The sequence below is a fragment of the Mesorhizobium sp. RIZ17 genome, assembly GCF_051127865.1.
GTDB lineage: Bacteria > Pseudomonadota > Alphaproteobacteria > Rhizobiales > Rhizobiaceae > Mesorhizobium > Mesorhizobium humile.
The window spans coordinates 6179222-6201599 of record NZ_CP147861.1 but is presented as its reverse complement, the minus strand read 5'-3'; the positions used below and the strand labels follow the sequence as shown (position 1 = coordinate 6201599).

Annotated in this window: 32 protein-coding genes; 21 read left to right on the top strand and 11 right to left on the bottom strand. The window is 60.5% G+C overall.

Annotated features, from left to right (window positions below; genetic code table 11):
• The first annotated feature begins 61 nt into the window (after nt 1-61).
• From WDX12_RS30285 to WDX12_RS30275, 3 genes are all read left to right on the top strand, one after another.
• Complete coding sequence (locus tag WDX12_RS30285; RefSeq protein ID WP_320295568.1) at nt 62-442, top strand: c-type cytochrome; 381 nt, start codon at nt 62-64, stop codon at nt 440-442.
• 35 nt (nt 443-477) lie between these two features.
• Nucleotides 478-1407: a heme o synthase gene (locus WDX12_RS30280; protein ID WP_434723078.1), complete on the top strand. Its 930-nt coding sequence runs from the start codon at nt 478-480 to the stop codon at nt 1405-1407.
• Between the two features lie 391 nt (nt 1408-1798).
• Nucleotides 1799-2617: a DUF2189 domain-containing protein gene (locus WDX12_RS30275; RefSeq protein WP_434723077.1), complete on the top strand. Its 819-nt coding sequence runs from the start codon at nt 1799-1801 to the stop codon at nt 2615-2617.
• A 43-nt stretch (nt 2618-2660) separates the two neighbouring features.
• On the opposite strand, the gene WDX12_RS30270 is transcribed toward WDX12_RS30275, so the two are convergent.
• The 8 genes from WDX12_RS30270 to map form a co-directional block, all read right to left on the bottom strand.
• Nucleotides 2661-3134 (bottom strand): aminoacyl-tRNA deacylase, encoded by a 474-nt coding sequence (locus WDX12_RS30270; protein WP_434723076.1) that lies wholly within the window; start codon nt 3132-3134, stop codon nt 2661-2663.
• 166 nt (nt 3135-3300) lie between these two features.
• Nucleotides 3301-3702, bottom strand: a complete 402-nt coding sequence (locus tag WDX12_RS30265) for a cytochrome C oxidase subunit IV family protein (protein WP_320295466.1) — start codon at nt 3700-3702, stop codon at nt 3301-3303.
• 9 nt (nt 3703-3711) lie between these two features.
• Nucleotides 3712-4431 carry a heme-copper oxidase subunit III family protein gene (locus WDX12_RS30260; RefSeq protein WP_320295467.1) on the bottom strand — a complete coding sequence of 240 codons (720 nt, stop codon included), beginning with the start codon at nt 4429-4431 and terminating at the stop codon, nt 3712-3714.
• A gap of 10 nt (nt 4432-4441) precedes the next feature.
• Complete coding sequence (locus tag WDX12_RS30255; protein ID WP_434723075.1) at nt 4442-5146, bottom strand: cytochrome c oxidase subunit 3; 705 nt, start codon at nt 5144-5146, stop codon at nt 4442-4444.
• Nucleotides 5143-6912 carry a cytochrome c oxidase subunit I gene (gene ctaD / locus WDX12_RS30250; RefSeq protein ID WP_434723074.1) on the bottom strand — a complete coding sequence of 590 codons (1770 nt, stop codon included), beginning with the start codon at nt 6910-6912 and terminating at the stop codon, nt 5143-5145. Before ctaD ends, WDX12_RS30255 begins: the two co-directional genes overlap by 4 nt.
• 21 nt (nt 6913-6933) lie before the next feature.
• Nucleotides 6934-7818: a cytochrome c oxidase subunit II gene (locus WDX12_RS30245; RefSeq protein ID WP_320295470.1), complete on the bottom strand. Its 885-nt coding sequence runs from the start codon at nt 7816-7818 to the stop codon at nt 6934-6936.
• A 142-nt stretch (nt 7819-7960) separates the two neighbouring features.
• On the bottom strand, nt 7961-8722 hold the full coding sequence (gene radC, locus WDX12_RS30240) for a RadC family protein (RefSeq protein ID WP_434723073.1): 762 nt from the start codon (nt 8720-8722) through the stop codon (nt 7961-7963).
• Between the two features lie 35 nt (nt 8723-8757).
• On the bottom strand, nt 8758-9585 hold the full coding sequence (gene map, locus WDX12_RS30235) for a type I methionyl aminopeptidase (protein ID WP_320295472.1): 828 nt from the start codon (nt 9583-9585) through the stop codon (nt 8758-8760).
• Nucleotides 9586-9782: 197 nt separating this feature from the next.
• Here map and WDX12_RS30230 point away from each other — a divergent pair, with 197 nt between their 5' ends.
• The 3 genes from WDX12_RS30230 to WDX12_RS30220 all read left to right on the top strand — a co-directional run bounded on the left by WDX12_RS30230 (nt 9783) and on the right by WDX12_RS30220 (nt 11024).
• A complete protein-coding gene (locus WDX12_RS30230) occupies nt 9783-10151 on the top strand; it encodes a hypothetical protein (RefSeq protein WP_434723072.1) in 369 nt (122 codons plus the stop codon).
• A gap of 113 nt (nt 10152-10264) precedes the next feature.
• Nucleotides 10265-10501, top strand: coding sequence for a hypothetical protein (locus WDX12_RS30225; RefSeq protein ID WP_320295474.1), 237 nt, complete (start codon nt 10265-10267; stop codon nt 10499-10501).
• 202 nt (nt 10502-10703) lie between these two features.
• Nucleotides 10704-11024: a DUF982 domain-containing protein gene (locus WDX12_RS30220; protein WP_320295475.1), complete on the top strand. Its 321-nt coding sequence runs from the start codon at nt 10704-10706 to the stop codon at nt 11022-11024.
• A 15-nt stretch (nt 11025-11039) separates the two neighbouring features.
• On the opposite strand, the gene WDX12_RS30215 is transcribed toward WDX12_RS30220, so the two are convergent.
• Entirely contained in the window at nt 11040-11726 is a 687-nt protein-coding gene (locus WDX12_RS30215; protein ID WP_320295476.1) for an aspartyl/asparaginyl beta-hydroxylase domain-containing protein, read from the bottom strand.
• A 368-nt stretch (nt 11727-12094) separates the two neighbouring features.
• On the opposite strand from WDX12_RS30215, the gene WDX12_RS30210 reads away from it, so the two are divergent.
• Nucleotides 12095-12388, top strand: coding sequence for a hypothetical protein (locus tag WDX12_RS30210; RefSeq protein ID WP_320295477.1), 294 nt, complete (start codon nt 12095-12097; stop codon nt 12386-12388).
• A gap of 42 nt (nt 12389-12430) precedes the next feature.
• On the opposite strand, the gene WDX12_RS30205 is transcribed toward WDX12_RS30210, so the two are convergent.
• Together WDX12_RS30205 and WDX12_RS30200 are read right to left on the bottom strand one after the other, a co-directional pair.
• Complete coding sequence (locus WDX12_RS30205; RefSeq protein ID WP_320295478.1) at nt 12431-12685, bottom strand: hypothetical protein; 255 nt, start codon at nt 12683-12685, stop codon at nt 12431-12433.
• 135 nt (nt 12686-12820) lie between these two features.
• The gene (locus tag WDX12_RS30200; RefSeq protein WP_434723071.1) at nt 12821-13792 is read right to left on the bottom strand and encodes a LysR family transcriptional regulator; all 972 of its coding nucleotides are present in this window, start codon (nt 13790-13792) and stop codon (nt 12821-12823) included.
• Between the two features lie 90 nt (nt 13793-13882).
• On the opposite strand from WDX12_RS30200, the gene WDX12_RS30195 reads away from it, so the two are divergent.
• The 14 genes from WDX12_RS30195 (at nt 13883) to WDX12_RS30130 (ending at nt 22132) form a co-directional block, all read left to right on the top strand.
• A complete protein-coding gene (locus WDX12_RS30195) occupies nt 13883-14332 on the top strand; it encodes a cupin domain-containing protein (protein WP_434723070.1) in 450 nt (149 codons plus the stop codon).
• A gap of 369 nt (nt 14333-14701) precedes the next feature.
• On the top strand, nt 14702-15100 hold the full coding sequence (locus tag WDX12_RS30190; protein ID WP_320295481.1) for a type II toxin-antitoxin system death-on-curing family toxin: 399 nt from the start codon (nt 14702-14704) through the stop codon (nt 15098-15100).
• Between the two features lie 243 nt (nt 15101-15343).
• Complete coding sequence (locus WDX12_RS30185; RefSeq protein WP_434723069.1) at nt 15344-16705, top strand: tyrosine-type recombinase/integrase; 1362 nt, start codon at nt 15344-15346, stop codon at nt 16703-16705.
• A 410-nt stretch (nt 16706-17115) separates the two neighbouring features.
• Nucleotides 17116-17316, top strand: a complete 201-nt coding sequence (locus WDX12_RS30180; protein ID WP_287106437.1) for a helix-turn-helix domain-containing protein — start codon at nt 17116-17118, stop codon at nt 17314-17316.
• Nucleotides 17317-17407: 91 nt separating this feature from the next.
• A complete protein-coding gene (locus WDX12_RS30175; RefSeq protein ID WP_434723068.1) occupies nt 17408-17755 on the top strand; it encodes a winged helix domain-containing protein in 348 nt (115 codons plus the stop codon).
• Nucleotides 17752-17934, top strand: a complete 183-nt coding sequence (locus tag WDX12_RS30170) for a hypothetical protein (protein ID WP_434723067.1) — start codon at nt 17752-17754, stop codon at nt 17932-17934. Before WDX12_RS30175 ends, WDX12_RS30170 begins: the two co-directional genes overlap by 4 nt.
• Nucleotides 17934-18509, top strand: a complete 576-nt coding sequence (locus WDX12_RS30165; protein WP_434723066.1) for a hypothetical protein — start codon at nt 17934-17936, stop codon at nt 18507-18509. Before WDX12_RS30170 ends, WDX12_RS30165 begins: the two co-directional genes overlap by 1 nt.
• Nucleotides 18510-18684: 175 nt before the next feature.
• A complete protein-coding gene (locus tag WDX12_RS30160) occupies nt 18685-18939 on the top strand; it encodes a DUF6074 family protein (RefSeq protein WP_434723065.1) in 255 nt (84 codons plus the stop codon).
• Nucleotides 18936-19169, top strand: a complete 234-nt coding sequence (locus tag WDX12_RS30155) for a hypothetical protein (protein WP_434723064.1) — start codon at nt 18936-18938, stop codon at nt 19167-19169. The genes WDX12_RS30160 and WDX12_RS30155 overlap by 4 nt, the downstream gene beginning before the upstream one ends.
• The gene (locus WDX12_RS30150) at nt 19166-19576 is read left to right on the top strand and encodes a hypothetical protein (RefSeq protein ID WP_434723063.1); all 411 of its coding nucleotides are present in this window, start codon (nt 19166-19168) and stop codon (nt 19574-19576) included. Before WDX12_RS30155 ends, WDX12_RS30150 begins: the two co-directional genes overlap by 4 nt.
• Nucleotides 19573-19872, top strand: a complete 300-nt coding sequence (locus tag WDX12_RS30145) for a hypothetical protein (protein WP_434723062.1) — start codon at nt 19573-19575, stop codon at nt 19870-19872. Before WDX12_RS30150 ends, WDX12_RS30145 begins: the two co-directional genes overlap by 4 nt.
• The gene (locus tag WDX12_RS30140; protein WP_434723061.1) at nt 19869-20261 is read left to right on the top strand and encodes a helix-turn-helix domain-containing protein; all 393 of its coding nucleotides are present in this window, start codon (nt 19869-19871) and stop codon (nt 20259-20261) included. The genes WDX12_RS30145 and WDX12_RS30140 overlap by 4 nt, the downstream gene beginning before the upstream one ends.
• Nucleotides 20254-20733, top strand: a complete 480-nt coding sequence (locus WDX12_RS30135) for a terminase small subunit protein (RefSeq protein ID WP_434723060.1) — start codon at nt 20254-20256, stop codon at nt 20731-20733. The genes WDX12_RS30140 and WDX12_RS30135 overlap by 8 nt, the downstream gene beginning before the upstream one ends.
• Entirely contained in the window at nt 20705-22132 is a 1428-nt protein-coding gene (locus tag WDX12_RS30130) for a hypothetical protein (RefSeq protein WP_434723059.1), read from the top strand. Before WDX12_RS30135 ends, WDX12_RS30130 begins: the two co-directional genes overlap by 29 nt.
• Nucleotides 22133-22378 lie beyond the last annotated feature (246 nt).

Below are 22378 nucleotides of genomic sequence, written 5' to 3'. Positions count from 1 at the left end.
TGAGGGCAGCATGCCGCCGCGACCGGCACGCGTGCATAATGGCGATCAGGGAGGAAATGCCATGCGTTCAATCGTGTTCTCAGCTGTCGTGGCAGCTGTTGTCTTCGTTGTGCACCCATCGCAGGCACAGGATGCCGCGGCCGGCGAGAAAGTCTTCGTCAAGTGCAAAGTCTGCCATGTGGCGGAAGAGGACAAGAACAAGGTCGGCCCGTCGTTGCACGGTGTGATTGGCCGGACCGCCGGCACGCATCCGGATTTCAAATATTCTGAAGCCATGGTTGCAGCCGGGAAATCCGGCGTCAAATGGGACGAACCGACACTCACCAAATATCTTCACGACCCCAAGGCTATGGTCAAAGGGACGAAGATGACATTTCCCGGCCTCAAGACAGACGAGGACGTGGCCAACGTCATTGCCTATCTGAAGCAATTCTCCAACTAATCCGGCTGTTCCCACTCCCACCGTTGGAAGTGCCAATGTCGGTCAAGGATAGTAGCCTCAAGGATTCCGGCATCGGCCTTTCGGAAGCGACGGCGGCCGATTTCTTCGCGCTGTTGAAACCTCGCGTGATGGCGCTTGCCGTTTTCACAGCTTTCGTCGGTCTCGTGGTGGCGCCCAGTGGTTTGAATCCGATCATCGCGGTGATAGCGATCGGCGCGATTGCCGTTGGAGCCGGAGCGGCCGGTGCCCTCAATATGTGGTACGACGCGGATATAGACGCGTTGATGTCACGCACGTCAAAGCGACCGGTGCCGTCTGGCCGTGTCACTGCCGGTGAGGCGCTCAGCTTTGGCCTTGTGCTTTCCGCGCTGTCGGTGATGACGCTTGGGGTGCTGGTCGGGTGGCTTGCCGCATCGCTGCTGGCCTTCACCATCTTCTTCTACGTTGTGATCTATACGATGTGGCTGAAACGCTCGACGCCGCAGAACATCGTTATAGGTGGTGCTGCGGGCGCGCTTCCACCTGTAATCGGATGGGCGGCCGCCACCGGCCAAATCGGTATTGAAAGCCTAGTCCTGTTCCTGGTCATCTTCCTGTGGACGCCGCCACATTTCTGGGCGTTGGCCTTGTTCAAGATCGGCGACTACGAAGCAGCCGGCATCCCCATGATGCCGAACGTGGCCGGCCAGGCTTCGACGAAAAGACAGATTCTCATTTACGCTCTGTTGCTGGCACCGATCGGCGTACTGCCCTGGCCCCTGGGATTCGCCAGCGGATTCTACGCGGCCGCCTCGACCGCATTGGGCGGAGGCTTCATCTGGCATGCGTGGAAGGTTCTCGCTGCCCCAGACCAAGAGATGAGACCGGCAAGGACGCTGTTTGCCTATTCGATCTTCTATCTTTTCGCGATCTTCGCAATGCTGCTTACCGACACCGTTGTGATGCGCGCGACAGCTGCAAATTGACCACATGCGCAATGCTTGTGGATCGGTCGCCGGAACGGTGATCGACAGTTAGCGTCCTGACGCTTGAACCCTGGCTTTCATGTAGGAAGCGCGCAAAATCCCAGGATCAGCAGGGCGATGACGCCAAGACCGAGTATGAGAAGCGTCCTTGCATCCATGACCTTCTCCGTCCGTCAAGAATATCGAAAAAACCCCTCTAGAGCCAGCGCTCGATCCGAGAGCGCGCCTTGCCAGGTTCTGGCTCCGAACGGCAGGCCGCCTCGACAAAGCGCGACAACCTCCTTGCAAGCGCGTATATTGACACTAGTGCAGGTCGCGGTACGCGTGGCCAGCCAGAACGGCAGCACCACGAGGCCCGCGACCTTGCCAGACCCGGTCTGGAGGAATGGTCATGGCAAGTTTTCACGTGATAGCTGGCGCCACTGAGGCGCTGGAACACACAAAAATTCGAAAAATCGGCGTTGCCGACCTCGTCGATGCTCTTAGGCGCGGCGTCGACGACTTCATGGTCAAACCCTCGCATATCGTTTTTCTTTGCATGATCTATCCGCTTGTCGGCGTGGTGCTTGCCGCCTGGACCTCGGGGGCCAACGCACTTCCCCTGCTGTTTCCGCTCGTTTCCGGTTTCGCGCTGATCGGTCCATTCGCGGCGATTGGCCTCTATGAAATTAGCCGGCGGCGGGAAGCGAGCCTGGATACCTCCTGGCGTCACGCATTCGAAGTCAGGAATTCTCCGGCGCTGCCTGCCATCGCCGCCGTCGGGATCATGCTGCTTGCAATCTTCATCACCTGGCTTTTGACAGCACAGCTGTTCTACCAGCATCTCTTCGGCCCGGAGCCGCCGGAATCGATATCGAGCTTCATCAACGAAATATTCGCCACCGGACGCGGTTGGACCCTTATCATCATGGGACATGTCATCGGCTTCGTCTTCGCCGTAGTGGTGTTGTGCACGACGGTCGTCGCTTTCCCTCTGCTTCTCGACCGTGACGTGGGCGCCTACGAAGCTATCCACACCTCGGTGCGCGTGGTCCTGGCGAACCCGATTGTGATGGCTGTGTGGGGACTGATTGTCGCCGTGGCCCTGATCATCGGGTCGGTGCCGGTGTTCGCGGGGCTGGCGATCGTACTGCCGATCCTCGGTCACGCCACCTGGCATGTTTATCGCAAAGTCGTCGAACCACCGGCTGCGACCGGACCGGCGAGATGAGCAAATCCTGCAATGACGCACCGGCAACAGCGCTGGCGCGTTTTCAGTAGGCCAGGTGGCTGAACCGAGCCTGGCGCGCGCCGGTGGTCAGGTTGCGGAAATCCTTGCCACTGACATGCACCAGCGTCCTGTGGTCGCCGCCTTCGAAGTAGACATCGGCGGCGTCGACGAGGCTTTCGTCAAGTATTACCGGCACATCGTAGGCCGCGCCGATCGGCGGAACAGCGCCGATGTCGCAGTCATCGAAGAGCGATACCACCTCGTCCTCCGAGGCGAGCCCGAGGCGTTTGTCCATAACGTCTTGCAACTTACCGAGTTCGATCCTGTGGGTGCTGGGAACCACGGCCAGTGCATAACCAAGTTCGTGGTGAACGACCACTGACTTCGCCATTATGCTGCCGGGCACATGCGCGGCCATGGCTGCCTGCCTGCTGGTGGCTGTACGATGATGCGCGACGGTGTCGTACGAGACTCCCTTGCCGTCGATAAAATCCCTAAGTCTGTTTGCCATTGTCATTTTTGGGCGTCCTTTGCTTGAGTTTGTGACGCGCGTGCACACGAGCGCAATCATTCTCGCGCCCTTGTCGTCGGGCCGGGAAAAATGGACCGGCAGCCTGTTGTTTCAAGGTGCCGGCATCCGCGGCCCCCGGCTGGATCAGTCGCGGGTTGGATTCGAGCCGCGATCAGGGACCGGCGCCGAAAAACGCTATGCGGGTCAGCAGCGTGTAGTCGGCTTCGAAGACCATCATGGTCACGAAAACCAGCACCAGTATCGGCGGCAGGACGATTGCATACAACATCGCCAGCCGCTCCCAGGCCATGTGCATGAAGACGGCAACGATCAGCCCTGCCTTAAGCACCATGAAAATCAGGATCAGCGACCATCTGAGGTAACCGTGGATGCCGAAATAGTCGACCAGATAGGAGCAGGTGCTGAGGATGAACAGCCAGGCCCAGACCACCAGATAGAGCTTGATCGGATGTTGCTGATGAGCCTCGGCGACGACCACTGTCGCCGAGGCTTCATGTGCATGGGTAGGGTGCAATGCGTGCTGCCCGAGACCGTTTGCGGTTGCTTCAGCCATGTCTGCCTCTCACCAAAGATAGAAGAAGGCGAAAATGAACACCCAGACCAGATCGACGAAGTGCCAGTAGAGGCCCATGATCTCAACATTCTCGTAGCGGCCCCTGCGGCTGGTGAAGAAGCCGGGCCGCCCTGTGTCGAAGTCGCCGCGCCAGACTTTTCGCGCCACGATGATCAGGAAGATCACGCCGATCGTGACGTGGGTGCCATGGAAGCCGGTGATCATGAAAAAGCAGGAGCCGAACTGTGCCGCGCCCCAAGGGTTGCCCCAGGGCCGCACCCCTTCAGTGATCAGCTTGGTCCATTCGAAAGCCTGCATGCCGACAAATGTCGCGCCGAGCGCGGCGGTCAAGAGCATTAGGATCGCTGTCTTGCGGCGGTCGCGGCGGTAGCCGAAATTGACAGCCATGGCCATGGTTCCGCTGCTCGAGATCAGCACGAAGGTCATGATGGCGATCAGGATCAGCGGAATTTCCGAACCGCCGATGCGCAAGGCGAAGACCTCGCTCGGGTTCGGCCAGGGCACGCGCGTGGAGATTCGCGCCGTCATGTAGGAAAGCAGGAAGCAGCCGAAGATGAAGGTATCGCTGAGCAGGAAGATCCACATCATGGCCTTGCCCCAGGACACGTTCTTGAACGCGCGCTGATCCGAGGCCCAGTCAGCGGCGATACCGCGCCAACCCTGGGGGCGATCCAACTGGCTGGAATGCGTCAGTGTCGTCTCAGCCATCGCCAGTCTCCTAGGTCAGCAGCCGTTGGCAAATGTCGATGAAGGTCCCCGCCCAACCGGCCAACAGGGCAAAGATGCCGAGCCAGACGAAAAGCAGGAAGTGCCAATACATGGCGCAGAGTTCGACGCTGAGGCGCAGCCGCTCCGCCCGGGCGCCGTTCCAAGCGCTGGCGCTTGCCCTGCCAAGGCCGACCAGCCCGCCCAGAATGTGCAGGCCATGCATTGCGGTGATCAGATAGAAGAAGCTGTTGGCCGGATTGGAAGCCAGGAGATAGCCGTCTTCGGTCAGTTGGCGCCAGGCTAGCAACTGGCCGGCGAGGAAGGCGAGGGCGGTGAGCCCGGCCGTTGCAAGACCGAGCCTGACCATGTCCGTCTGGCCTCTGCGCGCGGCGACTACGGCGCACTGCAGCGCGATGCTGCTCAGCACCAGCACGCCGGTGTTCAGCCAGAGCAGGCGCGGCAGTGGCAGCGGCCGCCAGTCCGACAGCCCCATGCGCATGAAGTAGGCGCTGGTGAATAGCGAAAACAGGCAGCCGACGACGGCGAGGAAGACGCCGAGGCCGATCTTGGCGGTGGGCAGCGCAGACCGGTCGAGACCGACGAAATCCCCCGCCAGGCCCTGTTCCAGCCACGGCTTGGACGTTAGCCGCTGATGCGAAAGCCACCATCCCGCAAAGCCGGCGATCACAGCCAGGAAGACCAGGATGACGCTCATATCGGCTCCCTCGAGGGGGCGAAGGAGCCCGGCACGTTCTGCGGAATAAAGTCCTCCTTGGCGCCCGGCACGCTGTAGTCGTAGGCCCAGCGATAGACGATCGGCAGTTCCTTGCCGAAATTGCCGTGAGCCGGCGGCGTTTCAGGCGTCTGCCATTCCAGCGTCGTGGCCCGCCACGGATTGCCGCCGGCCTCGCGACCGTGGCGGATGCTCCAGATCAGGTTGAACAGGAACACCATCTGGGCGAAACCGACGATGAAGGCCATGATGCTGATGAACGAGTTCAGATGGTGTGCCGACTCCGTCATGATGGTCATATCAGTCAATTCGGCATAGCGCCGCGGAATGCCCATCAGGCCGAGATAGTGCATGGGAAAGAAGATCAGATAGGCGCCGAGGAAGGTGACCCAGAAATGGAACCGGCCTAGCGTCTCGTCGAGCATGCGGCCGGTGACCTTCGGGTACCAGTGATAGATCGCGCCGAAGATCACCAGGATCGGGGCGACGCCCATGACCATGTGGAAATGGGCGACAACGAACATCGTATCCGACAGCGGCACGTCGACAACGACATTGCCGAGGAACAGTCCCGTCAGGCCGCCATTGACGAAGGTGACGATGAAGGCGAGCGCGAAAAGCATCGGTATGGTCAGGTGGATGTCGCCGCGCCACAGCGTCAGCACCCAGTTATAGACCTTGATCGCGGTCGGTATGGCGATGATCAAGGTTGTAGTGGCGAAGAAGAAACCAAAATAGGGATGCATGCCGCTGACATACATGTGGTGCGCCCAGACCACGAAGCTCAGAGCGCCGATGGCGATGATGGCCCAGACCATCATTCGGTAGCCGAAGATGTTCTTGCGCGCATGGGTGCTAATCAGGTCGGACACGATGCCGAAAGCCGGCAGCGCCACGATGTAGACTTCCGGGTGGCCGAAGAACCAGAACAGATGCTGGAAGAGGATCGGGCTGCCGCCATTGTGCTGCAACTGCTCGCCCATCTCGACGATCGCCGGCATGAAGAAAGACGTGCCGAGCGCGCGGTCCAGCAGCATCATCACACAAGCGACGAACAGCGCCGGGAAGGCGAGCAACGCCATGACGGTCGCAGTGAAGATGCCCCAGACGGTGAGCGGCAGGCGCATCAAGGTCATGCCGCGCGTGCGGCCCTGCAGCACCGTCACGACATAGTTCAGGCCACCCATGGTGAAGCCGATGATGAACAGGATGAGCGAAGAGAGCATCAGGATGATGCCCCAGTTCTGGCCGCCAGGCGTTCCGGTCATGATCGCCTGTGGCGGGTAGAGCGTCCAGCCTGCACCAGTCGGTCCGCCCGGCGCAAAGAAGCTCGAGACCAGGACCAACACGGCAAGCAGATAGATCCAGTAGCTCAGCATGTTGACATAGGGAAAGACCATGTCGCGGGCACCGACCATCAGCGGGATCAGATAGTTGCCGAAGCCGCCGAGGAAGAGCGCGGTGAGCAGGTAGATCACCATGATCATGCCGTGCATGGTGATGAACTGGTAGTAGGCCTCCGGCGTGATGAAGTCGAAGGTGCCGGGGAAGCCGAGCTGTAGCCGCATTAGCCAGGACAGCACCAACGCCACCAGGCCGATCGCCGTGGCCGTCCCCGCATACTGGACCGCTATGACCTTGGCGTCCTGAGAGAAGACGTATCTCGTCCACCAGCTGTGTGGATGGTAGAGTTCCACCTCCCCGACTTCGGCGGGCGGAACGGCATCTGCGGGTGTGACGTCGACCATGGGAGCACCTCCGTGCCCTGTTCAGCGGGCCTCGAGCGTTTCGAGTTTTGCCCCGACGTCCAAACCGGACGCCATCGTCTTTTCTGACAACGGGTTCGCCGAGCCTGTTTGCTTGGGCGCCGACAATTGCGCAAAAGTCTGCTGCTGGCCGAGCCAGGCGAGATAATCCTGCTCGGTGTCCACCATGACCTCGCCATGCATCAGCGGGTGTCCCTGGCCGCATAGCTCGGCGCAGAGGACCTGGAAGGTTCCGGTCCTTGTCGGGGTGAACCAGAAATAGGTGACCGAGCCCGGGATCATGTCCATCTTGGCACGGAATTCCGGGATGTAGAAATCGTGCAGAACATCGATCGAGCGCAGCAGCACCTTGACCGGCTTGCCGACTGGCAGATGCAGGTCCGCCGCCTCGACTACGATGTCATCCTGGCCGTTGGGATCGCTGGGGATGACACCGAGCGGATTGTCGGCGGTGACGTCACGGGTGTCCGACGTGCCGAGCTTGCCGTCCTTGCCCGGCAGGCGGAAGCTCCACTGCCATTGCTGGCCGATCACTTCGATCTCGGTCGCGTCGCTTGGAACGTTGACGAAGCGGCTCCAGACGAACAGGCCTGGAACCAAGAGGGTCGTGACACCGATAGCAGTGCCGACAGTCAACCACCATTCGAGGCGCCTGTTCTCGGGCTCATAGGCGGCGCGGTTGCCTTCGCGATGGCGGAAACGGAACACGCAATAGGCCATGAAAAGCACGACGGCGCTGAAGACGGCGCCGGTGATCCAGAAGCTGATGATGATGGTGTTGTCGATATAGTCCCAGTTCGAGGCAATCGGCGTCCACCACCATGGGCTCAGGAGGTGGAACAACACCGAGCCTACGACGATCAAAACGAGTACAAGCGCGATGGCCATGTCCCGTTCCTCCGGTATTTCACAGGCGCGCGAGGCATCCAACGGAAATACCAAGCCGCATCATGCTCGATTTTCGGTTGAAATTCCAGAGCCGACTACCTGATGACGATGTTGTTCGCGCCTGGAACCTCGAACGTCAGGCCTAGATCAGCAGAAGGCCCTTCATCGAGGCGTTGCCCTTGCGGCCGATGATGATGTGGTCGTGCACGGCGATGCCGAGGGGCTTGGCCGTATCGATGATCTGCTTGGTCATCTCGATGTCGGCGCGGGAAGGTGTGGGATCTCCCGAAGGATGGTTGTGCACCAGGATGACGGCGCTGGCGGAGAGCTCGAGCGCCCGCTTCACCACCTCGCGCGGATAGACCGGCGTATGGTCGACGGTCCCGGTCTGCTGCACCTCGTCGGCGATCAGCCCGTTCTTCTTGTCGAGAAACAGGACGCGGAACTGCTCGCGCGCCTCGAAGGCCATGGCCGAGCGGCAATAGTCGAGGAGTTGCGTCCAGTTGGACAGGACCTCGCGGCCGCGCACCTCGCCGCGCGCCATGCGCTGGGCCGTGGCGGCGACGACCTTGAGATCGGTCGCGACGGCCGGCCCGATGCCTTTGACTTCCTCAAGCAGGGATGCCGGCGCGCCGAGCACCTCGGCCAACGAGCCGAAGCGGGCGATCAGTGCCTTGGCGATCGGCTTGGTGTCGACGCGCGGGATCAGCCGGAAGAGCAGCAGTTCGAGCAGTTCATAGTCGGGCAGGGCATCCGGCCCGCCGGCGACAAAGCGTTCGCGCAGACGGTCACGATGGCCGTGATAATGCGGCGTTTCTGTTGTTGCGGCTTTTTTCAGCGCCGTCTTGGGCGGCTCGATCCAGCCTTCGGAAAAGAACGCCGGCTCGTCCTCGACTTTCCCCATGCTCGCCCGCTCCCCCTCAGGCTTAGGTCGAAGTTCTAGGCCGGCAGGCCCGGACGGTCGAGCTTTTTCGGCGACAGCGTGAAGATCTCGCAGCCGGTGTCGGTGACGCCGATCGTGTGCTCGTACTGCGCCGACAGCGAGCGATCGCGGGTGACCGCCGTCCAGCCGTCCGACAGCACCTTCACATGCGGCCGGCCGAGATTGATCATCGGCTCGACGGTGAAGATCATGCCCGGCCGCATCTCGACGCCTTCATTGGCGGTGCCGTAATGCAGGATGTTCGGCGCATCGTGGAAAAGCTGGCCGACGCCGTGGCCGCAGAAATCGCGCACCACCGAGCAGCGCTCGGCCTCGGCATAGGTCTGGATCGCGGCGCCGATGGCGCCGGTGCGGGCGCCGGGCTTGATCGCGGCGATGCCGCGCATCAGGCACTCATAGGTCACTTCGAGCAGGCGCTCGGCGGCGCGCTTGATCGTGCCCACCGGGTACATGCGCGAGGAATCGCCGTGCCAGCCGTCGAGGATAAAGGTGACGTCGATGTTGACGATGTCGCCTTCCTTCAGCGGCTTGTTGTCGGGAATGCCGTGGCAGACGACATGGTTGATCGAGGTGCAGGACGACTTGGTGTAGCCGCGATAGTTGAGCGTCGCCGGCAGCGCGCCATGGTCCATGCCGAATTCGAAGACGAAGCGGTCGATCGTTTCCGTCGTTACGCCGGGCTTCACCATCGGCACCAACTCGTCGAGGCAGCGCGCGGTGAGGTCGCAGGCCTTGCGCATGCCGGCAAAACCTTCCTCGCCATAGAGGCGGATCTGGCCGGTATTTCGAAGGGGCGCGGTGGAGGCGTCGAGATAGGTAACCATTTTTGTCCGTTTGCCGGCGTTGGCTCCAAAGGGGCCGAACGCGAAAATCTGCCCCAGATTTGGCACCGGAAGCCGCAAGGTTCAAGGACGAAGTGCGGTTGCGGCGTCCATTGCGGCTTTCCTTCGGCCATTCCATGGGTTAGGGCGGGTTCTGGTATATGGAGATTGCCTTGACGGCACCTGAACGCGAAAGATCGATGCTGCTGCCGGTCAGGACCGCTTTTGCGGGCTTGATGGCGCTGCTGATGCTCGCGCTGCTGGGCTTCGCTCAGGCTGAAATCTCCGCGTCGACCGCCCCGTTCTCGGGTGGTTCCAGCATCAGCGCTGCTCGTCAGGGCGATACGATCGCGCTGCTCAGAACCACCGGCAAGGCGCAGGCGCTTGAAGTCCGGGCCAGCCGGCCGCTCCCGACAAAGCTGGTCAGCGGCAATCCCGGCGCGCTCGCGCCCGCATCCGATTTCCTGCTCATCGGCAAGGCGTTGCCGGCCGAGATGGGCATCACACCCGTATCGGGAAGCGCTACAGCTTCGCGCACCAACCAGCCACGCGCGCCGCCCGCCGCGTAAAGCCCTAGCCGCCAAGCTCGGCATTCAAACCAAAAACATCCCTTCGCGTCGCGAAACGGCGACGGCCACAGGCCGTCCGCCGGTCGTGTGCGCGTCAGTTCGGATTCCATTCAATGCAACGCATCAAGACGTTCAAGACACTTACCCACGCGGCGGCCGCTGCCTCTTTTCTGGCAATCCAGGCGGTAATCTGCATCGGCACCGTCTACTGGGCCGTTGCCGCCACCCTTCGCATGGAAGGAACGGCGGCGATCGTGCTCGGCGCCATTTTCGCGCTGCCGTCCGCCTATGTGCTGATGGTGGTCATCCGCATGGCCTACGATGCCGAGACCGACCCGGCCAACCAGTAGGTGGGACGAGGATGGGGAACCTCCGATAGGCGATGCGGTTGCATCGAACGGCAGCCATTTCCGCATCGCATTCCGCGATCTGCCGCGCCGGCGAACCGATTCTTCACCGCACTGAGGTCACATTTGCGAGTCAGAAGGCCGCAAAAGCAACTTTTCACATCGAGCGGCGTTGCTCCGGCTGCGCCAGTTCGGGAGACAGGGAATGGACAGACTGCAATTCGAAGTGCCGGTGCGCATCACGCCCGCGCCCGGCCTGCCGGTCGAGGAAATCTACAGCGTCGAGCAGGCGCTCGATCTCCTTCAGGATTGGCCGAAGCGCCGGCAAGGCAAGGTCTACGAAGCCGCCTTCAATGCCTGCTTCGGCGCGACGGTCGACGTGGCCAGCGTCGAGGAAGCCTGCCGCGCGTTCGCTGCCTTCTGCCGCGTCAGCGGGTTGCTGGCGAGGGACGCGATGTTTCCGGGCAAGCGTGGCAACAGGGCAGGGACCTATCGCGAGGCACGCGCGCAAAGCGGCGCGCTTTAAGCCTTTGCAACTGGTTCAGCCGCCGAACGACACGCCGCGATAGCGCATCCCCACCTGGACGCCGCGCACGATCACGCGCGACAGGATTTCCATATCCAGCGGCATTTGCGGACGCCACACGTCGAGCAAGAGAGCGACGCGGGGCTGATCCGAGTTGTTCATGACTTCGTGCTCGAACGTGTCGTCCCACAGCATGCACTCGCCGTCGGCGATGCGCCTTTCCTCGTGATTGATCATCATGATCGTTGCCGGACGGCCGTCCGGCTGTTTCGGGATGGCCAGGCCGAGATGGAACCGCATGATGCCGCGAAAAGGTCCGCGGTGCGGCGGGATGTGCTTGCGCGGGGCCAGGAACGAGACAGCCGCCGATTTGACCTCGGGGCACTCCGCAAGCAACCGGCTCAGGACCGGCATGCGCGCGAGGTTTTCCGGGACCGTCATGTCATAGGCCTTGAGCACGAACATGCGCCAGTCGAGACCGTCATTGGCCGAGATATCGGCCTGCTCCGGCATGATGTCGTGGAAGCGCGGCGCCTTGTTCAGCTTCGCCGCCAGCGCCTCGTCGCGGATATTCTCCCAGGCGGCGGTGAACTTCGCGGCATTGGGAAAATGCGTGCCGGCATCAAGAATGGCCGGCGTATCTATGCGCTTCTCATAGATACGGCGGACCAGATTGGTTCCCAGATCGTAGGCGCCTGACATCTCATTACCTCAACGACGCTGTTATATAGTGGGATATTGCTTGCGGACATGGCTCACGGGAATTTGTTCGGGCCGTTCGCGACGAATAGACAGCACGGCATGCCGGTCATTGCGTCGTCGATGGTGACGATCGACCATCTCGATCATGTGTCGGTCAAAGCCGGCGCGCTCGGCCTGCGCCGGCCGGGGGGCTTGCTGCGGTGGTGTTCGCAACAGCCTGACCTCGCACGTTCGTCCTCGGGTAATTCCAGGCCTTTGGCGCGGGCTTTCAACTGCTTTTCAAGGCTTCGCTCGCTGCATCGTGACCGCACCGCTGTTGCGGAGCGATGTCGCAAGATGCGAATTTGCCGATTTGCGAGGATGCCTCCATGCCCATACGCAAGATTGCGTTTTGCGCGGCAGCGCTGATCGTTGCTGCCACAAATTTCGCCGATGCACGGCCCGACACACGCACAATGACTTGTGCGCAGACCCAGGCGCTGATCCAGAGCCGGCATGCGGTGGTGCTGACCACCGGGGCGAACACATATGAGCGCTATGTCCGTCAATTCGGCAACGAGTGCGATGCTCCCTACGTGCCGATGGTCGACTATGTCCCGGTCCGTGACGGTGAGTGCATGGTCTATCGGTGCGAAGAGCCGGCGCCGATGGTTCCGGATTGATCGGCGCTCGCCGCGGGTTCGCCACAGCGGGCCCGCTGCAGCTCACTTGACCTTCTTGATCTCCGGGCCCGCCGGCTGGTCGGCCGCCGGAGCCGGCGTGCAATCCTGCCCCTTGCACTCCAATGCGGGGTCGTCCTTCGGGGGAAGGCAATTCTGCCCCTCGCAGTGAACGACCGGCTGCTGTTGTTGCGCCGCGTCGCCGTTCGACTGGACGGGCTGATCCTCGGCGCGGGCAGCCTGCAGCCCGGCCAGGCCGGTCATTGCCGCGCATAGGAGCGCTGTCCGAAGCAGGTTCATCCTCGTCTCCACGTCCGGGAGCGTGAAGAACTCTACACTTTGGGGCTGAGGCCGGCTCCTGCCGTTCGGGAACGGCGTTAACGGCGCGTTTCTGCATATGCCATCTGTTGTTGGCACCGACACCGGGCCAGCTATTCAGCTCGGGCGCGGTTCATGGGCGCTGCCATCGGTTTCACAGGCGCTCAGTTGCGAGAGCAGTTTCAGCACCAATTCCCGCAGCCAGCGGTGTGTGGGGTCGGTCGTATTGCGCTTGTGCCAGACGATGCAGATGAGGGCGGGATTGATCGGCATGGGCGGACTATATATCGCCAGCCCCAGTCGAGGTGCCACCTTGCGCGCGAGCTGTTCCGGCACGAGCGCGACCAGATCGCTTCCCGCCACCGCGTTACAGACGCCGCCGAACACCGGCATTGTCATGGCCACCCGCCGTTCGCGGCCCATCCGGGCAAGTGCGGCGTCGCCCATGGCCTTGAGCTTGCCCTCGGGCGAGAAGACGACATGGCCGAGGTCGCAGAAGAGATCGATCGGAACGACGTCTCCGGGCCTCACCTTCGCCCGCTCCAGCCTCGGGTGCCCGACGCGGGCTATCGTCACGAAGGTCGACCGGAAGGCAGGCAGATGGTCGATCCAGGCGGGGAAATCGACCTTGGGAACGAGGGCAAGGTCGATCCCATGCTTTTCCAGCGTGCCGACATAATCGTCGGGCACAAGATCCACCAGTTGGACCAGTATTCCTGGAGCAAGCCGGGAAATTGCATTGGCCAGGGCAGGCATCAGCATCTCGGCAAAAAAATCCGAACCTGCGATCTTGAAACTTTGCTCGGCCTCGGCCGGATTGAAGCTGCCAGGCCCTGCAAGCAGCGCCGACAATTCATCGAGGATGCGGCGAAGCGGAAGTTCGAGATCGCGGGCGTACTGGGTCGGCACGATGCGTTGTCCTGCGCGCACGAACAGCGGATCGCCCAGAAAATTCCGAAGCCGCCCGAGGCTGGCTGAGACCGCTGGTTGCGACAGGCCGATGCGCTCCCCGGCTTTTACGGTCGATTGCTCGCGCAACAGCGCGTCGAGCACCCGCAGGAGATTGAGGTCGAAGCTCGATAAATTCATCTGCCAAATATATTTTATTGTAGCTATCGATTTCAATTATGAAATCGATTCTGGCAACCTTCCCGCATCGAAATGGCGTTGGAGGTTTCGGTGGCGGCTGCTTCGGTACCCTACACTGTCCAGTGGCTTGGCACGTCCTACCGGATTTGCCTGACAGCGGAGCAAACGGCCTCGCGGCTCGGAATGTTCGAGAGCCTCGATCAGCCCGGCTATGGTCCTCCGCGCCATATTCACAACGACGAAGACGAGACCTTCCAGATCCAGTCCGGCGAAGTGGAGTTCTGGATGAACGGTCAAACGCGCATAGTCGGGCCGGGCTGTGTCGTGCACGTTCCGCGCGGAACCGAGCATACATTCCGGGTGCTTGGCGAGCGACCCGCCAGAATGCTCACCGTCATGACACCCGGCGGCTTCGAGGGTTTCTTCGCGGAGATGGCTGAGCGCAAGTGCCGGATCCCCGATGACATGGATCAGGTCGCCGCGATCGGGGCGCGTTTCGGCCTGACCTTCACAGGCCCGCCTCTGGGTTTAGCCGGGTGAAACGGCAAGATGATGGATTGCCTTTCGGGTCGTTCATCGAGACCGGGACGCGACCGGAAAAGCTGATTGAAATTTCTGGTACGCTCAAGGGGAAGCGTACCTCGCCGTGAAAGGGCGGACTTTATGGAACATTCACCATTGAATTCAGTTAGATGCCCTTAAGGCACTTGTAACGAGAAATGAGATATACCATGATTAAGCGAGCCTGGAGACCCGGGCCAAAGAAAGACACGAAAAGAATGCGCTTTGCGGTTCCAGTGGTAAAGGACGATGGAGTCCAATTCCCTCCGCGCCCTCCTAAGGGTCCGGTAGATTTCGACGCTTTGCGCAAAGAGATCAGCGCTCGGTATCCTAAAATCCGGGCCGAACTTGCTAAGTGAGCCGCTGTGGCTCCCTGTTGAGCAGGCAATCCGCGCCAACCAAGATGAAGTAGCTGCTAGTTCGGAGGCTCACGCCATACTGGACGTGGCGAAGCTTGAATCGGCTATGTCCCGCCCGCAAAACCATTACGTATACGATGGCGAACAAGACGTCTTGCGGCTCGCGGTCATCTTGGCTCTGGCTATCGCCCAAGCCCATGCCTTTGAGCAGGGAAACAAGCGCACCGGGTGGGTTTGCGGTCTCATGTTCCTCGCTCTAAACGGATACGAAATGACGTGGGACGATGAGGCCATAGCCGAGGAGTTCATCAAGCTCATCGAAGGTAAGATTTCGATAGACCGATTTGAGGATCAAATCGTCTACTTCATCCGGGAAATCCCAGACTAGGCCCGCCATCTACGATGCTTATCGATCAGCGACGCGCCAAATGCTTGAGAAAGACTGGTACGCCCAAGGGGAATCGAACCCCTGTTACCGCCGTGAAAGGGCCTAACTAGCGATCCGTCGTCGTCCGCTGATGTCCGCCAGAATCCATATTTTGCAAGGCTTTGGATATCTCCCATCCGCAATTGTACGCGGTCGTGCGTGAGGGTATATTTTACGCATATTTTACGGTTTGGGAAAACGCCCTTGTCCAAGTCGCTCAAGGAATCTCCGATCACTACCCCGAATGCCCGCGCGGCGCTCGACATCGGCACCCATTGGCGGGGCATCGATCCAGAAGTTCACCTCGGCTATCGAAAGGGGAAGCGCGGTGGCGTCTGGCTGGTGCGCTGGCGAAATGGCCTCAACTACAAATACGTCACGATAGGCACCGCCGACGACAAGGGATCAACGAAGGTTGGCCCGCTAGCCTATGAGGCGGCGATCAAGGCAGCTCGCCAGATTGTCGATGAACATCGAACACAGGCCGAAGCTGAAGCGCTCGGGCCGGCTCTCAAGGTCAAGCATGCGGTTGACACCTACATAGCCGCGCGGGATGCGCGGGAGGCGAAGAGGGCCGGACGGGATAAGCGTTCGGACGCCGGCCAACGTCTCGGCCGCTACGTCCTGGGCAAGGGTGAGCGGGGCAAACAGGAAGCCATTCCCGAAGCGGCGCCGCTCGCCAATCTGGATCTTTTCGCGCTCACCGAAAGCGACCTGTCGGCCTGGCGTGACGGTCTGCCGGCGACCATGAAGGCGACGACACGACAACGCCTGATCAATGACATGAAGGCCGCACTCAATTCGGCCTGTGCTGCGAACCGAGCGAAGTTGCCCGCGTCCCTTCCTAGCGTCATCAAGCAAGGCTTGCGTGCCTCCCAAACTGACGAGGCGGAAGCAGTGGCGCGAGACAACCAGATATTGCCGGACGCCGACATTGCCCGGATTTTGCGAGCCGCCAGAGAGATCGACACTGAACAGGAATGGGAGGGCGACCTGTTTCGCTTGGTGCTGGTCCTGACAGCAACTGGCGCGCGCCTCTCGCAAGTAGCTCGGGTGCGTGTGGGGGATTGCCAGATTGCTCAGAGCCGGCTGATGGTGCCGACAAGCCGCAAGGGTAGGGGCGCCAAGACCGGCACCATTACCGTGCCGATCGGCCGCGATGTTATCGATGAGCTGGTGCCGGTCACCGTCAAGCGTCCGCCCGACGCTCTGTTGCTAGAGCGGTGGCGCCACGTCCAGACGCCGGGCAAGATCGAATGGCAGCGGGATCAGCGCGGGGGCTGGCGCTCGGCTGCGGAGTTGGCCCGGCCCTGGCAGGCGATCAGGGACCGAGCGAAGCTTCCCGACGTAATTCCTTATGCCCTGAGGCATTCCAGCATCGTGAAGGGCATCCGCGCGAACTTACCCATTCGCCTTGTCGCGGCGCTGCATGACACCAGTACCGCAATGATCGAGCGGCATTATTCGAAGTGGATAACCTCTGGCCTCGAAGAATTGGCCCGGTCGGCGATTGCTCCGTTGGTTCCTCCACAAGACGATTTGAAAGTCGTCCGCCTCGGCGCGTGAACGTGCGCTGCGGTGTTGACTAACGCCGCAAATATCAGCAAAATCAAATTCTCCCTTCGGGGGGAATCGACAAAAGTTTCAGTTTGGGAACCCGCGCTGCGACAGACCTGCAAAGGTCTGCGTTCCGTGCTGAACTTTGTCATCGCTCTCCATCCAAAACAGCGACGATAAAGCAAATCAGGAAAGGCTCGCGCCACGTCCTTCCCACTGCCCATTCGTCGGAAGAACAAAGATCGAACAAACAAATGTGGGCAACCTGTGGATAAAATAGAGCTAACCATATGAAATTGCTGCAAATTCCATAAACGCAAATTTTGGGGGATAAAGGCTCTATGCGTTAGCACGCCGACTCCATTTGCAATAGAATATGCGTGTGTATCCGTCACTGTTTCGAAAAGGAAAGGACCAAGATGGAAGTTACTCCCAACGCCTTCACCGTGGACGGCTTTTGCTCCGCCTATGGTGTGGGTCGATCGCTGCTTTACGAGGAAATTCGGGCTGGCCGGATATCGGTCAGAAAGGCCGGTCGCCGAACGCTGATCAGGAAGGAAGATGCGCAGGCCTGGCTGGATAACTTGCCAGAGATGAAGCCTGCAAAAGAGGTGGCTTGAGCGACTCGTCTGGACAACAGCCGCTCAAGCCAAATCTGACCCCTTGATTTCGAATCGCAACCCCTCCCCAGGGACTACGAAGGAACCAGACATGGACGGCATAGCAGGGGACTTGTCCCCGACAAATACACTTTCGGTAACCAAGCCTCGGAAATCCACTATCACAGTCAGGGTCGAGCCGGATGGCCGTACGGTCAAGCTCGACGGTCGCGCTGGATGGATGCTTAGCAAACTGATCGAAGCGGGCAAGCGTGGCCTCACCACCTTGGATCTGCCTACCGGTGTGCGCGTTTCCCACTACATCCTACTGCTGCGAAAAGCTGGCTTCGTCATCTCGTCGCCGCTTGAACGCCACGGTGGCGCGTTTCCCTCATCGCACAGTCGGTACAGGCTCGAAACGGCCGTCTCCGTCGTTGAAGACATGGCGGTGGCGGCATGAGCGCCGACGCCAGCAAGTCAGACAATGCCGTCGATCGCGCCGCCGTCTGGCTGGCGACTGGCGGCGCCAACAGAACCATGGCCACGATCCCACAAATCCGAGAGCGCTTCGGCCTCTCGGCCTTGCAGGCGGTTCAAGCGGTTCGTGATAGCAACCTGATGTTGGCGAGGGGGCATTGATGGTCAGCAAATACGATTGGGGCGCCGCCTGCCGTTTCTTCCCTGGGTTCCGCGATTCGCCCGGGGCTATTCGCACGGCCTGGGTTCTGCAAGACCTCTACAACGACGCCGTGGGCTGCGCCTACCCGACAAGGGAAACGCTATCGCAACAGCTCGGCGCGGCCCCAGAGACGGTTTCCAAGTGGATTGGGATACTGAAGGACGGCGGCGCTCTCTCTTGCCTTCCCATCAGCGCCCTGCCGGCCGAGTCACAAGCCGTCGTCGGCCGCTCTTCAAAGAGGGCGCAAGTCTATCGCCCAAATTTCGTATGGGCGTTCGACGTTCTTAGCCTTCGTGACGACTACGTTTTCGACAGGCAGGAGAGGCTTTTGCAAAAGGTAATCGTGCAGTCACCTTTGCCGTCTGGAGGTGATCGAGCGATTACCCACATAGGTAATCGGGCGGTTACTTCGCCGGGTAACGGTGTGGCCACCCTTATACCTTATGAACACACCTTAGGAGATACCTTAGAAGATAAAAGGGGCTCCGAAGAAAGTGAGAACCTTAGCGTCTACACGCGCGAGAGGGCTGCCTGATGCCCTTTAATGAAAAACGACCAGAAGATTTTTCTCGCGCGCGAAGGTGCTCAAGCAATGCCAACGCATACCCTGTACGGCAATGTTTTCAATGGATTGCACGACTATGTCTCGGAAAGGCCGTGGCATTTTTCGGCACTCGACGTAATAAAATCAATGGCTTGGAGGGCTACCGATGCCTGACAACTTGATTTGCTTCCCCATGCGCCGCCGCGCGGGGAAGATTCGGAAGACCGCCGAAGCCTTGGCTGGTCTGCATGGCAAACGTGCTGACCGCTATTGGCGACAGACGGTTGCCAGCTTGGTCGGACAACTTGCCAGGGCGGGGTTCTCTGAAACGGAAATTCGCGCCCATATCGGCGCGTTCAATGACGCGGTGCAAGGCCACCTTCGGCGTGCGCAAGCACGGAGTGACGGAGATGCTGCATGAGTGAGCGCTGGCAGGACGTTGAACACGGCTGGGTTATCCTGGACAGCCGGAAGAAAATTTGGGGCAAGCAATTCTTCGGATCGGAAGAAGGGGCAGACGGAACGGCACTGCGCTGCGTGTCGCCGCCCTACGAAGTCGTGCCGGCTCGACGGGTGAGCTACTTCACGCGAAAGCCGAGCAATCAGCATTTCCATGTGCAGACCGACGTGCTTGTGGGTGACGGCAAATGAAGACGGTGATCGAAGGAGAAGGCGGTTTCGTCGTGGTCGCCGATGCGCAAACGGTCGCTGGCCCATATCCGACCAATGCCGATGCATGGCGCGCTCTCGATCGGCTGGAAGGCGATCCGATATCGCCAGCAGAGAAGCGGGCGGACTGGATATCGAACAAGATCCTGTCGAGCGGCCAGGCGCTCATTTTCCCGAGGCAATCCCGCAAGGAAAAACGGCAAGCGAAGAAGATGAAACGAGCCGCCGCCAAAGCACCGACATGGATTAGGAAAGCGGCGGCGGCGAAGTTCGATCCGCACGGCGACCGTTCTTACCGCGATTTGAAACTCGGCACATTAGGCGCGGCGTCCGAGGTGAGGCGCATCAACCTGGCCGACTATCTCGCATCTCAAAAGGAGGAAAAATGACCATAGCTGAACGACAGGCCCGGGAAGCCTATGACCGCGAGAATCCATGGCGGCCGATGAACACCGCTGTTCGGGGGGATGGCCTCATTTGCGAGTTGCTCTTCAACGATATGGTCGGCGACTACGGAACGCCGGGTTTTCAGTTTTTTCTTGATAACGATGGTAACTGGTACCGGATCGATCCCCCAGGGGAGACGTTTCTATCCCCGGCGCCAATCAATTGGCGGCCGGCCTATGTCCGCCTTACGCCGGAACGACGAGCCTATTTGAAGCGGAAGGCGAAGGGCGACGCATGAAGCATGAGGCGATCAGGCCAATGCCACGCGTCCCGTTTTATCGGTTCTCGTCCTTCAATCGGAAGGGTGGCAAAACACATCCGCAGGTCGTCCGGACACGAAACCGCATTCTCGACTTATGGGAAGGCATGGCCAGCTATTCGACGATTGCCGAGCAGTTGGACATCTCGATTTCGACGGTCGTCGAGTGCATAGCCCGGGCGAAGCGCCTCAAGGATCCTCGAGCCGATCGGCCGTTCCGACATAGGAAGATCCAGATCGCCGAGAAGCGTCGTCGCGAAATCAAGCGACTGCTCGATGACGGGTATCGACCGCGGGAAATTGCCAAGCGTCTAGGAGTTTCAAAGCGCCTCGTTCTAATCAGGATGAAGGAGAGCGGAAATGGCTAGACCGACGGACTTCACCCAGGAGACTGCCGACGCGATCTGCCTCAAGCTGGCAGAGGGCAACAGCCTGCGGTCGATCTGTTTAGCGGATGACATGCCGAACAAGTCGACTGTGTTGCGTTGGCTGCTCGATCCGGCGCACGCCGCGTTTTGCGACCAGTACACGCGTGCGCGAGCGCTACAGGTCGACGGCATGGTGGATGAGATGCCAGACATCGCCGACGATGGAAGCAACGACTTCACGACCAAGACGAATGGCGACGGCTCGACGGCGGAAGCGTTCAATTCCGAACACGTTCAGCGGTCGCGTCTGCGCATCGACACGCGCAAGTGGGTTGCCGAGCGGATGGCACCGAAGAAGTACGGAAGCAAGGTCGCGCTCACCGACCCTGACGGCGGCCCGCTTACCGTACAGATCGTGAAGTTCTCGGACATCGAAGGCGAAGATGCCGCAAGTCAGGCTACCGGCGAATAACTGGCGGCCGCGCTCCTATCAGCGCAAGGCCTGGGCCACGTGGGAGCAGGGCTGCAAGCGTCAGCTCCTGTTCTGGCACCGTCGCGCCGGCAAGGACGACGTGAACCTGAACATGCACGCGGTCTCGGCCTATGAGCGACCGGGAACCTACTGGCACATGCTGCCCGAGGCGGCACAGGCGCGCAAAGCGATCTGGAACGCCATCAACCCGCATACAGGCAAGCGGCGCCTGTTTGAGGCCTTCCCGCCGTCGATCATCGCCAACATGAACGACAATGAAATGTTCATCCGCTTCAGGGACGTGGATTCGACGTTTCAGGTGGTCGGCTCGGATAACTACAACAGCCTGGTCGGCTCGCCGCCTGTCGGTATTACCTTTTCGGAATGGGCGCTGGCTAACCCGGCAGCATGGGCATACCTGTCGCCGATCCTCGCCGAAAATGGCGGATGGGCATCGTTCATCACGACGCCGCGCGGCAACAATCACGCCAAGAGCATGCTCGACAAGGTGAAGGGCAACGTCTTCGACCCGGTGAGCAATCCCCGCGGCTGGTTCACCGAAGTGCTGTCGGCCGATCTGACCGGGGCCATCGACAAGGCCCTGATCGAAGAGCAGCGCGACGTCTACGAGGGCCTGTACGGCAAAGAGATGGCCGACATGCTCATCGAACAGGAATATTACTGTTCGTTCTCGGGCGCACTGGTGGGCTCCTATTGGGGCGCAGAAATAGCGCGGGCCGAGCGCATGAAGCGCATCGGCACGCCGTTCGACATCGACCCGAACCATCCGGTGCATACCGCGTGGGACTTGGGTAAGGCCGCGAACAATCCGGTCTGGTGTTTCCAAGTCGTCAATGGCGTGCCGCTGATCGTCGATTTCTACCGGCCGGACAGCGAGGATCTGGAAGACTGGTGCAAATGGCTGGACGATCAGGGCTACCACGGCATCGACTATGTGCCGCACGACGTTATGCATCCGGTATGGGGAACGAAGCGCACGCGGTTCGACACACTGAAGGATAAAGGCCGCAAGCCGAAGATGGTCGGCATGGTCAGCCTTGCCGAGGGCAACAACGCCGGCCTGCAGACGATCAAGCTTGCGCGCTTCAGGGCGACCGAGCGCGTGTCAGATGGTATCGAGGGCTTGAGGGCCTATCGCCGCGAATGGGACGACGACAAGAAGGTGTTTCGCGATATCCCGTTTAAGAATTGGGCAGAGCACGACGCATCCGCCTTCCGCTATCTCGGCCTGGCCTGGCGGCAGGCAATGGCCGAAGCGAAGAAGCCAGAAGGTGACAAGGGCGCCTATGTCGGCCAGCCAGATGGCACAATCCGCAGTCAGCAGACGGTCAAAGAGGCGGTCGACGCGATGATACGGCGGCGGCGGGCTAGGGCGTAGTTTGTAGAACGCGCTTGTGGCATTCAAGTTTCCCCCCGTCGCAATAGTAGACCATTTCGCCATCCTGATCGTTATACAGCCACGCAAACGTCCCTGGCCCGCTCGTGATCATATGCCATTGGCCGCCTGCTGTATTCCGGGCTTGTGCACTCACCATGTATCCAGCCGCTAATAGAGCGGTTGAAATCAGAACTGCCTGCCAGGACTTCATGCGTTCCTCCCCAAGATCGACGATGGAGCAAAGCA